13 protein-coding genes and 1 pseudogene are annotated in these 12,532 nt (G+C 71.0%); 2 read left to right on the plus strand and 12 right to left on the minus strand.

The window, feature by feature from the left end:
• Window positions 1–22: 22 nt before the first annotated feature.
• Window positions 23–616, minus strand: a complete 594-nt coding sequence (locus OG933_RS13335; RefSeq protein WP_405627233.1) for an NADPH-dependent F420 reductase — start codon at window positions 614–616, stop codon at window positions 23–25.
• Between the two features lie 110 nt (window positions 617–726).
• Here OG933_RS13335 and OG933_RS13340 point away from each other — a divergent pair, with 110 nt between their 5' ends.
• Window positions 727–1,086: a helix-turn-helix domain-containing protein gene (locus OG933_RS13340; protein ID WP_362527612.1), complete on the plus strand. Its 360-nt coding sequence runs from the start codon at window positions 727–729 to the stop codon at window positions 1,084–1,086.
• Here OG933_RS13340 and OG933_RS13345 read toward each other — a convergent pair.
• Complete coding sequence (locus tag OG933_RS13345; protein ID WP_405627236.1) at window positions 1,068–2,762, minus strand: RNA polymerase sigma factor; 1,695 nt, start codon at window positions 2,760–2,762, stop codon at window positions 1,068–1,070. The genes OG933_RS13340 and OG933_RS13345 overlap by 19 nt on opposite strands.
• 261 nt (window positions 2,763–3,023) lie before the next feature.
• Between OG933_RS13345 and OG933_RS13350 the strand changes: the two genes are divergently transcribed.
• Window positions 3,024–4,172: a serine hydrolase domain-containing protein gene (locus tag OG933_RS13350; protein WP_405627238.1), complete on the plus strand. Its 1,149-nt coding sequence runs from the start codon at window positions 3,024–3,026 to the stop codon at window positions 4,170–4,172.
• A 13-nt stretch (window positions 4,173–4,185) separates the two neighbouring features.
• On the opposite strand, the gene OG933_RS13355 is transcribed toward OG933_RS13350, so the two are convergent.
• From OG933_RS13355 to OG933_RS13400, 10 genes and pseudogenes are all read right to left on the minus strand, one after another.
• Window positions 4,186–4,716 carry a hypothetical protein gene (locus OG933_RS13355; RefSeq protein WP_405627239.1) on the minus strand — a complete coding sequence of 177 codons (531 nt, stop codon included), beginning with the start codon at window positions 4,714–4,716 and terminating at the stop codon, window positions 4,186–4,188.
• The gene (locus OG933_RS13360) at window positions 4,700–5,200 is read right to left on the minus strand and encodes an RNA polymerase sigma factor (protein ID WP_054239701.1); all 501 of its coding nucleotides are present in this window, start codon (window positions 5,198–5,200) and stop codon (window positions 4,700–4,702) included. Before OG933_RS13360 ends, OG933_RS13355 begins: the two co-directional genes overlap by 17 nt.
• Window positions 5,197–5,817, minus strand: coding sequence for a class F sortase (locus tag OG933_RS13365; RefSeq protein ID WP_405627242.1), 621 nt, complete (start codon window positions 5,815–5,817; stop codon window positions 5,197–5,199). The genes OG933_RS13360 and OG933_RS13365 overlap by 4 nt, the downstream gene beginning before the upstream one ends.
• Window positions 5,814–6,188, minus strand: coding sequence for a sortase-dependent protein (locus OG933_RS13370; RefSeq protein WP_362527626.1), 375 nt, complete (start codon window positions 6,186–6,188; stop codon window positions 5,814–5,816). Before OG933_RS13370 ends, OG933_RS13365 begins: the two co-directional genes overlap by 4 nt.
• A gap of 238 nt (window positions 6,189–6,426) precedes the next feature.
• Complete coding sequence (locus OG933_RS13375; RefSeq protein ID WP_405627243.1) at window positions 6,427–6,948, minus strand: DUF6308 family protein; 522 nt, start codon at window positions 6,946–6,948, stop codon at window positions 6,427–6,429.
• Window positions 6,945–7,588, minus strand: a pseudogene (locus OG933_RS13380) (VWA domain-containing protein). Before OG933_RS13380 ends, OG933_RS13375 begins: the two are co-directional and overlap by 4 nt.
• Window positions 7,589–7,769: 181 nt before the next feature.
• Window positions 7,770–8,168 carry an alpha/beta fold hydrolase gene (locus OG933_RS13385; RefSeq protein ID WP_405633370.1) on the minus strand — a complete coding sequence of 133 codons (399 nt, stop codon included), beginning with the start codon at window positions 8,166–8,168 and terminating at the stop codon, window positions 7,770–7,772.
• 106 nt (window positions 8,169–8,274) lie between these two features.
• Complete coding sequence (locus tag OG933_RS13390) at window positions 8,275–8,976, minus strand: SDR family oxidoreductase (RefSeq protein ID WP_405627245.1); 702 nt, start codon at window positions 8,974–8,976, stop codon at window positions 8,275–8,277.
• Between the two features lie 809 nt (window positions 8,977–9,785).
• On the minus strand, window positions 9,786–11,483 hold the full coding sequence (locus OG933_RS13395) for a CocE/NonD family hydrolase (protein WP_405627247.1): 1,698 nt from the start codon (window positions 11,481–11,483) through the stop codon (window positions 9,786–9,788).
• Between the two features lie 66 nt (window positions 11,484–11,549).
• Window positions 11,550–12,365 carry an oxidoreductase gene (locus OG933_RS13400; RefSeq protein WP_405633371.1) on the minus strand — a complete coding sequence of 272 codons (816 nt, stop codon included), beginning with the start codon at window positions 12,363–12,365 and terminating at the stop codon, window positions 11,550–11,552.
• Between the last annotated feature and the right edge of the window lie 167 nt (window positions 12,366–12,532).

Here is a 12,532-nt window from a genome sequence, read left to right on the forward strand (position 1 = left end):
CGGCCGCTCCGAGCGGCAGGCCCTAACCCGCCGCGTACGCCAACGGCGGTGAGATCGCCTGGGCGTCCGCACCCTCCCCCAGCCACAGCCGGATCAGCAGCGCCGCCGTCGCCTCCAGCAGACCGGCCCGGTCGAGTCCCCCCGCGTTCAGCGGCTCGCAGCCGAGGTCGCGGACGAGCCGGCGTACGACGGACAGGGCGGCTTCGTCGTCCCCGCACAGCGGGACCGCCAGGGGGCGGCCGTCGAAGACGGGCGGGTCGAGGCGCCAGACGTCGACGTGGCACAGGTTGAAGGCCTTCACCACGTGCGCGGTGGGCGCGGCGGCGGCGATCCGTTCGGCCGCCGCCGGGCCGCCCGCCGTGAGCAGGCCGAAATCCGGGCCCACCGGATTGGTGCAGTCGATCAGCACCCGCCCGCGCAGGGCTTCCTCCAGCCCGCCCACCACCTCGACGACGGCCTCGTACGGCACCGCGAGCAGCACCGCGTCCGTCCCCGCCTCCGCCGCCTCACGCAGCCCTCCCGAGCGGCCGCCGGCGACCACCTCGTGTCCGGCCCGCCGCCACCGGGTGCCCAGCGCATCCGCCATCGCGCCCGTACCGAGAATTCCCACGCGCATGGTTCCTCCTCCTGTTCCGCGGATCACCGTTCCGTGGATCGCCGTTCGACGGATCTCCGCCCCATGGATCTCCCACGACAGTAGGAAGCCGTTCAGGCACCATTCGGTACGTGAACCCCGACCTCGCGTTCCTCGCCGACTGCCGGACCCGGCTCGCCTTCGACCTCGTCTCCCACACCTGGAACCCGGTGGTGGTCTGGGCCCTCAAGGACGGCCCCGGACGCCCCGGTGAGCTGCGGACACGCATCGGCGGAATCAGCCAGAAGGTGCTGACGCAGACGCTGCGCAGACTGGAGTCGAACGGGCTCGTCACGCGGCAGGCGTACGGCGGGTCGCCACCGCGGGTGGAGTACGAACTCACCGACCTGGGACGGTCGTTGCTCCCGCCGATCCAGGCCTTCGGCATCTGGGCCCATGACCACGGGGACGAGGTGACCCGGGCCCAGGACCGCTACACGCGCGAGGCCTGAGCGACCGTCGCCGGGTCGACCGGCGTCTCACGGGTGACGTACTGCGGGACCGGTGTGTCGTCCTCGCCGGTGTCACGGACCAGGCCGTAGCGCCCCGCGCCCTGGCCGGGGCCGCTCGTGACGTCCTTCTCCACGGCGTCCCAGGTCGTCGGGAAGACGTTGAGGCCGTAGTCGGCACCCCGCTCGTTCACGGTGAGGGTGACGCTGCCGGCGAGGTAGAAGTACTCGTTCTGCCACATCTGCTGGGTGCCGGACGGCAGGACGACGTAGCCGGTGGCCTTGCCGCCCATGCCGGTGGCGGTGGTGTCCGTGGCGCTGACGGGGTCGTCCATACGACGGCCGCCGCCGGAGGCCACGTGGAAGAGCTTGCCCTTCAGCCCCGTCCAGCTCGGCATGACCAGGGCGCCGGACCGGTACTGCGGCGATATCTGCCAGCGCACGAGGACATAGCCCTGTCCGCTGAGCGTCACGCCGTCCCCGCGGTGGTTCATGGTGGCGTGCGCGCCGCCGCTGCTGGTGACACCGGACGCGGGCCGCTCCGGCAGGGCGGCGGGCGGGGTGTCCGGGTCGGGCACGCTGTCGACGGCGTCGACGACACTCCCGTACCGGACCGTCCTCCGCTCGCTCGCCGACGCCGAGGGGGATGCCGACGGCGAGGCCGAGCCGGAAGGGGCCGGGCCGGGCGCGGACGGTCGGGTCGCGGGTGTGCTCGCCGCCGTGGGGACCACGGCCGCGCGTGCGGGCGGGTCGTCGGGGGTCTGTACGGCGACGTAGGCGCCGCCCGCGGCGAGTGTCGCGCCGGCCGTGACCGCGACGGCCGGCTTGGTGAGCGCGGTCAGCACCTTCGCGGACCAGCCGACGGAGGCCGTGCCGGTGGCCGCGGCGGCCGTCTTGCCGCCGAGCGCGAGGGAGATCGTGAAGCCGGCCGGCACCGGGACCAGCGCGATCCCGACGAGCAGCCGTTCCGCCGGCACGACGGACTCTCGGGTGTCGCCGCAGTAGCCGCAGCCGCGGATGTGCCGGGCCAGCCGCTTGCGCCACACGGAGTCCGGCCGGCCGTTCCAGCGGGCGGTCAGGTCGCGCAGGTCGGGGCAGGCCCCGTCGAGGGCGCGGACGATGCCCCGGGAGACCTCCAGGCGCTCCTTCACCCGCTGGACGCGCACGGCGGCGTGCTGCCTGCTGATGCCGACGGCCGCGGCCAGCTCGCGGCGGGTGAGCTCGCCCGCGACCTCCAGCCACCACAGGGACAGCAGTTGCCGGTCCTCGTCGTCGAGCCAGCGCGCCGCCTCCGCGACCTCGCGCCGCTGCCCCTCCAACTGGAGCCGGAGCACGGTGAGTTCGGCGAAGTCGGCGGCCTCGCCGGCCGGCACGCTCTCGTCGAGGCGCTGTGGTGTCCTGCGGCGCGCGCGGTCGCGGATCTGCCGCATGGCGATCGCGACCAGCCAGGAGCGGAAGCTGTCGGGGTCGCGCAGCGAGCCGAGGTTGTCGACGGCGCGCAGCATGGTCTCCTGCACGACGTCGTCGACGTCGGCGTGGCCGTTCAGGGCGCGGCCGACGATGTTGTAGACCAGCGGCAGCCAGCCCGCCACCAACTCGTCCAGCGCCTGCCGGTCGCCGGCCTGCGCGTCGGCGATGGTGGCCCGCCAGTGCCGGCCGGCCTCGGCGTACGTCCTCATGCCCGCACCCTCTCAGCCGGGACCCCACTGTCGGCAAGGTCGGAGATCACATCCAGGGAGACGGCCCCGGCGGCCCCCGGATAACACTTTTCCGGCCCCCGTAGGGGACACCCCCCGCAACTCCCCTATCTTGTACGGCAGTTGCTCAGGGTCCCACCAGGGGTGGCCCCCTCCTCGGCGACGATACCCAGCGGGCGCCCACCACCGGAGGATCGGCACCAGTCCCTTCCGCCCCTCCGACGCCCTGCCCCTGGAGTCCGTATGCGCGCCCGCCGCCGCAGCACCGTCCTCGCCGCCTCGCTCGTCCTCGCCCTCACCGCGGCCGGACCGCTGGCCGCCCCCGCCTTCGCCGAGCCCGCCGTCACCCAGCACGCGAACAGCCTCGACACCCAGGCCCTCGTCGCCGCGCTCACCGGGCTCCCGGACCAGGACGCGACCGCCGCCCTCGTCCGGGTCGGCGGCACCGACGGCACCTGGCGGGGCAGCGCGGGCGTGCACGACCTGCCGAGCGCGGCACCGGCCGACCCCGACGCCCGGTTCCGGGCAGGTTCGACGACCAAGGTGGTGACGGCGGCGGCCGTCCTGCGCCTGGCGGCCGAGCGGAGGATCGACCTGAACACGCCGGTCCAGCACTACCTGCCCGGACTTCTCGGCGGGCAGTACCGGCCGATCACCGTACGGCAGCTGCTCAACCACACCAGCGGCATCCCGGCGGGCGACGGCCTGGGCGAGACCTTCGCGGAGGTGTACGCGCACCGCTTCGACACACTGACCCCGCAGCAGGTCGTGGCCTCGACGGCGGCGAAGCAGCCGGAGTTCCGCCCGGGGAAGGAGCAGCACTACCTGAACATCAACTACACGATCCTGGGCCTGCTGATCGAGAAGGTGACCGGCCGGTCGTACGCGTCCGAGGCCAGCCGCCTGGTCCTGGCGCCCGCAGGCATGAAGGACACGTACTTCCCCGGCACCGACCCGCGCATCGCCGGCCCGCACAACCGCGGCTACCAGGCGGTGAAGAAGGCGGACGGGACGACGGAGCTGGTGGACGTCACCGAGTGGAACCAGGCGGACCGGTTCGCGGCCGGCGACATGATCTCCACGACCGCGGACCTGGAACGCCTCCTCACCTCGCTCTTCCGGGGGCGTATCGTCCCCGGGCCCCAGCTGCGGGAGATGTTCACGGTCCCCGCGCACATCGACGGCGCCACCTACAGCGCGGGCCTCCAGCGCTTCGAGTACGAGGGGAAGGTCTACTGGCTCAAGTCGGGCGGCCGCTACGGCTACAACGCGCTGATCGCCGGCACCCGGAACCTCGGGCGCACCCTCGTCTACTCGGTCAACTCCACCGACGCGAAGGGCGAGGGCATGAACCCGGTGGCCCAGCGCATCGCCATGGCCGCACTCAAGTGACGGCGCGGCGGCCTCACTCCGACGAGCCCTGCGACGGCTCGACGGACGGGGTGGGCCGCGCCGCCGGGGACGTGCCCGGTTCGCTCGCCGTGGTCGGTTCCGGCGACTCGCTACGGTCGTAGCTGCCGATGGTCGGGACAGCGGTGCCGGCGGGCGCAGTCGACGTCCGCGGATCCGGGGCCGGGGTCGGGGCCCCCTCGGTAGGGCGCTCGGTGTCCGGTACGGGCGAGGGCGGGAGCGAGGACGGGGGCACGCTGGGCGAACCGCTCACCGACGGCGGGGCCAGCGGGACCGTCGGGCGCGTGGGTGCGTCGGACGCCGTCAGGTGCAACGGCAGCAGGACGGCGAGCGCGGCGATCCCGCAGGTCGCGCCGACCCCGGCCGCGGTACGCAGCAGCCGGCGGCGGACCGCGCCGCGGCGGATCTCCTCGTAGCGGCCCGGCGGCGGGCCGAGGTGGCCGGGGACGGGCCCCAGGATGACGGTGAGGGGGTCGTCGGGGTCGAGGTCCGGGCCGTCGTCGAAGTCGTCAGTGGGTGTGATCAAGGCTTCTCCTCAGGTGGGCGCGGAGCAGTTCGCGGGCCGCGTGCAGGTCGGCCTTGACGGTTCCTTCCTTGCGCCCGGTCAGCACGGCCACCTCCCGGATCGGCATGTCAGCGTAGTAGTGCAGCAGGATCGGGACGCGCAGCCGGTCGGGCAGGGACTGCACGAGCAGCCGCACCGAGGGGTCGGCCGGCTCGGCGGGCGGGGCGACGGCGGCCTCGACGGTGGCCCGGCGCAGGGCCCGGCGTTCGCGTTCGAGCTTGCGCCAGTGGTCGCGGACCAGGTTGGCGGCGGTGACGAAGAGAAAGCCCTGGGGCTCCGCGACGGCCGTCCAGCGGGCCCAGAGCCGGGTGAACGCCTCCGAGGCGATCTCGTGCGCCGTCTCGTCGTCGTCGACGAGACGGCGGCACCAGCCGGCGAGGCGCGGGTAGAGGGCGGCGAACAACTCGGACGCCGCCCTCTCACGGGACCGAGAGGGCCGTTTCAACGTTCTCCCGCGGGAGTCAGGGCGGCGAAGACGATCACGTTGTCGCGGTATCCGTCGCCGGCACGCGGGCCGCCGCAGGTGATGAGACGCAGTTCGGGGCGGTCCACGTTCCCGTAGACCTTCTCGGTCGGGAACTCCGCCTTGTCGACGGTCGTCACCTCGGTGACGACGAACTCGGCCGTCGTGCCGTTCTCCAGACGCGCCCGGATCCGGTCGCCCCGGCGCAGCCGGTCGAGGTGCCGGAAGACTCCGTCCCCGTAGGTGCCGACCGTGACATGGGCGAGGATCACCGACGGGCCGGTCTGTCCGGGCGTCGGCGAGTTCTCGTACCATCCCGCCCGGTCGTGCTCCTCGACCGGAGGCACCCCCACGGTGCCGTCGGCGGCCAGCCCCAGCCGCATGACCGGGGTGTCGACCCCGATCGCCGGAATCCGCAGCCCGACCGGCACCGAGCGCGCGAGGGGACGCGCCGCCCGGACGGAGGGGGCCGCGGAGGTGTCCGGCGTACGTGCGGCGTCGCCCGGGGCAGCCGGGTCGGCCGGGTCGCCGGCACAGCCCGCGACCAGCGGCGCCGCCAGGGCCGAGAGGATCAGGGCGCGCCTGGAGAGCGGGCTCATGCGCCGGTCGCCCTCCGGCGCCGTACGACGTAGAAGCCCGTGCCGGCCGCCGCGAACACCGCGGCCGCGCTGCCGCCGATGAGCCCGCCGCGGCCCTCGGACGGCTCCTCGACCCCGGTGTCGGCACCGCCCCGCGGCACCACACCGACCTGGCTCGGAACGGCGGACGGAGCGGTACCGGCCTCGGTCGGCGCCGGGGCCGGGGTGGCGTCGGTGCCGTCCTCGGCGGGGGCCGGTGTCGCGCTCCGGTCCGCGGTGGTGGGGCCGGGCGTGGGCGTTCCGCTGTCGGCCAGCGCGGGCGCCGCGCCCGCCAGCAGGGCGGTGCCCGCAACTACCAGGGCGGCAAGGCCCGTTCGCGGCTTGAGTCGCATGAATCGCTCTCTTTCCTCGGTCCGTTGACGGATCGAGCGAAGAGACGAGACAGCCGGCCAGCGGGTTGTAAAGAACTGGCAAAGTCCCGATCGGGGACCCACGGCCGGTGTGACCAGGATCGATAGTTGGCACCAGGCAACGTTCGTGACCTGCGCTGATGCCAGCTAGGTTCACTGTCCTGAGGTGCGGCATCAGAGAGATAGTTGGCACTTTGGTACAACGCAGGTCACGGGCGTTTCACCGGGGCACAGGGCCATGTGCCCCGGGCAGAGGGCTCCCTCCGGTGCGACCGACAGACTTCAGGTCCCGATGCAGCTTCTCTGTTGATGATCCGTACGGTGATGCATCCAGTGCCGTCACCCACCCGATTCCGGGCTGGTCGCAGAGAACGCGCCAGGCAGTGTGAGCCGGCGACGCTTCGGCCAAGTCGGCAGCCTCGGCCTCAACCATGTCGATGTCGAAGCGAACGCTGCTCAGCAGCTCGGACAGCCGGACTCCAAGGTGGCCTTCAAGGAGTTCGACGGCGACCTTCGCGGGAATCCTGACCGACAGGGTCTGCACAGCAATCAGGTCGTCGGCGGTCACTACGTTCGCGACCGCCTGACGGTCCCCTCCGCCGGCCAGATGCTCGAAACGACTACCCGTGAACGGCACTGCTTCATCGAGCAGGCCGGTGCCGAAGTAGCATCGGAGATCGGATACGGCCTGATCAGAGGTGATGAGGCTGTTCAGCCGGTGAGCGAGCGGCGGTTGACTCAATGCCGCAACCAGGTGGCGAAGGCGTCGACAAGGCCGGCGTAGAACCGCTCGTCGGGCACCGATCCCGGGTTCTTGCTCGCGTCGTAGAAGGCGACGTTGGTGAAGGTGGCTGAGGCGGAGGCGTTGAGGTTCTTGTAGAACGTGAGCTTGCCACGACCGAATCCGACGAAAAGCCAGAAGACACCAAGTGATGCGGTGTTCTGCAGCAAGGAGCGGACCTCGGCCTTGTCCCATGGTTCGTCACCGACCTGGGTCACGATGAAAGCGGGATCGGCAGCACCGGACTCCTGGTAGTGCCCCACTGCACGACGCATGGCGTCGGCGACATTCCCCCCCACCCCCAGTCGACCTGGGTATGCAACTGCCCGATACGGCCGCGGTAGTTGTCCAGCCGGATCTCCTCCAGGAAGGGTTCCCGTCCGCTGGAGAAGACCACGGGCACAGTGCCGTCGTCATCGAGGGTGGCCGACAGGGCCAAGACGCGCTCGGCGAAGGCTTGCACAGCGAACGACTCATACAGCTCTTCCATGTGCCAGTCGTGATCCAGGATCAGGTACACCGCCGCCCGCCGGTTCGCGATGTCCCGGTCCACAAGGGCCTTGCTGGCATGGCGTGCCGGAGCCAGCAGTCCGGGGGCCATCCGTTCGACCTTCGACAGGTCCACCGCAGGCCCCGCAGAACCCGAATTCCGCCGTCCTTGGGCGGGGAGTGGCGCAGGGGGTGCGGCAGGCTCGGATTCCACATCGACGCCATAGTCGGTCGCGAGACCAGCCAGACACCCGGCAGCACCAGCGGGCCGTGCAGTTGAGGCGCGGCAGCGCTCAGTGGGTTGTCCGACCCGCCCTGGCCACGGAAAATCTCGCTCTGCGAGCTGCCCCCGCCCGGGGGACGCAGCGCGGTGACCATGTCGCGGTCTCCCACCACATACAGCGCAGGACCGGCGATCCCGAGACCCCGGAAGGGTGTGAGCAGTTCGTTGTTGCGTTCGATGTTCCGGCACCAGTCGAAGGCACCGGTGAACGCCCGCTCGCCGTGCAGGACGAAGTCCTGCACGTACGCCGGAATGTCGTCCTCCGTCGACCATGCCGGGAGAGCGGGTGACTCCCGGCGTAGCCGCGCTGGTCGGGGGCGGCGACCCGGTACCCGGCCGCCGCCGGCGCCCCGAACTGGTGACGCCAGGAGTACCGGCTCTCCGGCCAGCCGTGCAGGAGCAGGACCAGCGGCCCTGCCCCTCTTCGGCGATGTGCAGGCGGATCCCGTTCACATCGACGAAGCGGTGGGTGGACGAGCTGTCCACACGGGGCTCCCTGGAAAACGCGGGTGGTGTCACTTCTTCAGCTGGGCGTACATGGCTTCCAGGTCGGAGGACAGCTGCGACTTGACCCAGCGGGTGGTGTCGTCGGCCAGCACCTCGTGTGCTCCCGCCTCGATGCCATCGAGTGCGTCCACGGCGATGTCGCGGGGGTCGGCCTTGGGTGCGTCGAGACCCGAGGTCATTTCAGTGTCCACGTAGGCCATGTGGAGCCCGGTCACCGCGATGCCGCGCGGCTGCAGCTCCAGGCGCAGGGAGTTGGTCTGCGACCACAGGGCGGCCTTGGAGGCGCCGTAGGGCGTGCCGTCGGCCAGCCAGGACAGGGCGGAGTGGGCGTTGAGGATGTGGCCCCCGCCGTTGCGCTCGATGATCGGCACGAAGGCCCGGGTGACCAGCAGCGGCCCGTAGAAATTGGTCTCCAGATCCCGGCGCACGTCCTCCATCGGGGAGTTGAGGTACGAGGCGCGTACGGAGGCGCCGGCGTTGTTGATCAGGATGGTGACGTCCTGGGCCTGCTCGGCTGCGGCTGCCACAGATGCCGGGTCGGTGGCCTCGAGCGCCAGCGGAACGGCATCGGGGTGAGTCACCGTGCGCGGGTCACGGGCCGTGGCGTAGACCTTGCCGGCCCCACGCGCATAGAGCTCCTCGACCAGCATCTTGCCGATGCCACGGCTGCCTCCGGTGACGAAGACGCTGGCGCCCTTGATTGCTGTCATGACTACCTCCACGAAGATGAAAACCGATCGGTTTCACCACCGTAAACCGATCGGTTTCGTGATGCAAGTCGGGTTGAACGCGGATGCCCACGGCACGCGGGGTCGAGGTGGAGCCGGGCGGAGCTCAGGCTTCAGGGGCTGGCTGGCCTCGTGTCCATCGGCGAAGTCCGTACTCGCCAGGCGCAGGCCGGTGAAACCCGCGAGTCCGCCGACAGTGATTGACGTGGCCTGGCTGGACTTCAGGCGGAGTTCAGCAGAGTGATGTGAGGAGTGGTGTGCCGTACGGCTCGGTGTCGCCGACGTGCTCGGCCGCGCGCCCTTGCGAGCCTGGCCTGGGGTCGGCGACCAAGGGCAGCCGACTGTTGGCGGCGCAAGGACAGCTCAAGTACGGGGGCGGGTCGGCGAGGCGCGCGACGACAGGGAAGACGGGCCCGACGGCCCCGACGACGTTTGTGGCGACGCGACCTCGCGACGAGAGGCCCAGTCCGCGGGGGCCGACGCGGCCCCGTACAGACGGGTCACGCACCCTTCGTGAGCTGGAGCCCACGTACCAGAGTCGCGGGATGATCCGGCCCCCGATCCGGCCCTCCTTGTGTCGCCTGTCGCCGCAGCGGCACCGCGCCGGTCGCCGAGTGCCTCGACGCCGCATGCAAAGGCGCCCCGGTCACTGGTGCGTTGGGACGGAAACGAACGAGACCGGTGGGTGACGATCAATCCCACGACTGTGGCGGCTCGACAGGCGTAGTGCTGAGGATCACCCTGTGCGAGATGGAGTCGCCCATGTCCACCGTGTGGATCTCCGGTGCTTCTTACGGGACCGGAACCACCGGCAGGACGATGCGGGAGGGGCGGGCGGGGTCGTGGAGCACGCGCTGGCGGGCCACTCGGGCCGTGGTCGCGCTCTCCTCGGGCTCGCCCGTGTTGAGGTTGCGGTCCCAGCGGGGGAAGTTGCTGGAGGTGACCTGGACCCGTATCCGGTGACCCGCGCGGAAGACGATGCTGGTCGACCACAGGTCCACGACGTGCTCGGCCGCCTCCCCCGGCGTCGCCGCACGCACCCGCACGATGCCGTCGGCCACATTGCGGGAGACACCGCTCTCATCGACGTCGCACAGGCGTGCCACCCAGTCGGTCGAGGGTCCGTCCGTGGCCGCGAAGAGGACCGCATGGACCCGACCGGTCACCTCGACGTCTTCGGTGAGCGGTTCGGTGGTGAAGACCAGGACGTCCTCGCGCGCCTCGACGGCCGTCTGGTCGAGCGGCCCGGGACGGAACTCGTCGGTGTTCAGGAGCCCGCCGCCCATGAGGAGCGCGCCGCCGATGGTCGGCACCGGGTCCATGGGGTTGTAGGTGAACTCCTCGGCCTGCTCGGCGGTGGACGGCGGCTCCTGCGTCAGGCGTCCGTCCGCGCGCAGGTGGAAGTCTGTGTCCACGGCCCGCGACAGGGGCCATTCCGTCTCCTCGCGCCACTGGTTGATGCCCATGACGAACAGCAGCACCGTGCCCGTGTCCGGCCCCACAGCTCCACCTTCGCCGCCTTCGCCGAGGGTGCGATGGAACCAGTCGAACTGCATGTCGTGCAGGCGTCCGCGCATGCCCATGTAGTCGGAGTGCGCACCGAACCCGAAGTTGACGTCCCCGACCACGTGCCGCCAGTTGGTGTGGGTCCACGGGCCCATGACCAGCGTGGCGAACCGGCCGGCGCGGCGCATGGCGGTGAAGTTGTCGAGAGTGCCCTGGCCGAAGATGTCGAACCAGCCGCCGACCTGGAAGGTGGGCAGATCGACCTCGCCGTGCCGGCCCGCGACCCGGCAGGACGCCGCCCACTCGGGCTCGCGCCGGGAACGCTCGTAGCCCAGCTCGGGCAGGTCGTGCCGGGCGAACGCGGGAAACCGCCCGGTGGGCAGCTCCCCGTAACCTCCGCTCGCCAGGCCGTCGAAGTCCTGCACGAGCCCGGTGACGCCGTTCACGAGCCCGTCGAGGTCGGTGGAGTAACGGCGCATCAGGGTGTCCGCGCCCTGCAGGAGCGACCAGGGCACGGTGAGGCCGAGTTCGATCGCGCCGCCACGTGTCCACAGTCCGTCGTTGGGGTCGGACCAGGTGATCATCGGCGCGATGGCCTTCAGCTCCGGCGGCTTGGACAGCGCCGCCATCCACTGGGTGTTGCCGAAGTAGCTGCCGCCGATCATGCCGACGGAGCCGTTCGAGCCGGGGAGGGCGGCGGCCCAGCGTACGGTGTCGTAACCGTCGCTCTCCTCGTGCGTGAACGGCTCCCACTCGCCCTCCGAGGCGAACCGGCCACGGGTGTCCTGGAGGACCACCATGAAACCGTGCCTGGCCGCCGCCAGAGGATCTAGTACGACGCCCATCGTCGGGGTCTGCTTGCCGTACGGCAGCCGGGCCAGCAGCACCGGCCACGGCCCCGTACCGCCAGGCCGGTAGACATCCGCGCGCAGCACCGTGCCGTCACGCATCTCCGCCGGAACGTCGAACTCGATCTCCGCCATGTGCCGCTCCATACGTATTACGTCTGAACGTCTTTTGCTTGCGGGGTGCTTGAGCGCGGGCAGGCGTCAGCCGGCCAGCTTGTTCATCTTGCGGATCTGCTTGTCGAAGACCTGGGCGGGAGCGACGCGGCGCAGTATGCGCGCGCGTCCGGCCAGGGGGCCGGCGGTGTAGCGCAGCTTCGGTTTGGCGTCGGTCGCCGCCGCGACGATCGCCTTGGCGACGATGGCGGGGGCGTCGCCGTCCCTGATCGCCTCCGCCATCACGCGGTCGACGGTGAGCCGCTGCTTCGCGTAGGCGTGCAGGGGGGTGTCGGGCTTGGCGCTGTTGGCCTCGAATCCCGTCCTGGTGTAGGCGGGTTCGACGATGAGTGCCCGGATGCCGTGGTCGCGGACCTCGTGGTCGAGGGACTCGGTGTAGCCCTCGATCGCGTGCTTGGAGGCGGCGTAGGCGGCCATGTAGGGCTGGGGCAGGAACCCGAGTACGGACGAGATGTTGATGATGCGCCCGCGTAGCTGAGCGCGCATGTGCGGCAGGACCTCGTTCACCATGCGCATGACCCCGAAGACGTTGATGTCGAAGACGGCCTGGGCTTGCTCGACGGAGGTTTCCTCGGCCGCACCCGTCGAGCCGACACCGGCGTTGTTGACCAGGACGTCGATCCGCCCGAACAGTTCGCTCACCTCCTGGACCACTGTGGCAACCGAGGCGTCACTGGCGACGTCGAGCCCGAGGAACGTCACGCCGTCGAGCGGGGTGATGCGTGAGGTGTCACGGCTTGTGCCGACCACGTTGAATCCGGCTGCGACCAGGGCGAGCGCGGTTTCCTTCCCGATGCCGGATGACGCACCCGTCACGAGTGCCACCGGCCGGTTCGTCGTCATCATGGATGCCCTATTCGTCAGAAACCGATCAGTTTCTGTTCACAGTAAACCGATCGGTTTCCATGTGCAAGCTCAAGCGCCGACCCAATCCGGGCCGCACCACCGTCTGCACGCCGAGGCGGATCGGGCTGCGGGGCGGCTGCGGCGTCTCGCCCAAGGTGGGGCGG

Origin of the sequence: Streptomyces sp. NBC_00016 (assembly GCF_045040885.1) — a bacterium.
Taxonomy (GTDB): domain Bacteria; phylum Actinomycetota; class Actinomycetes; order Streptomycetales; family Streptomycetaceae; genus Streptomyces; species Streptomyces coriariae.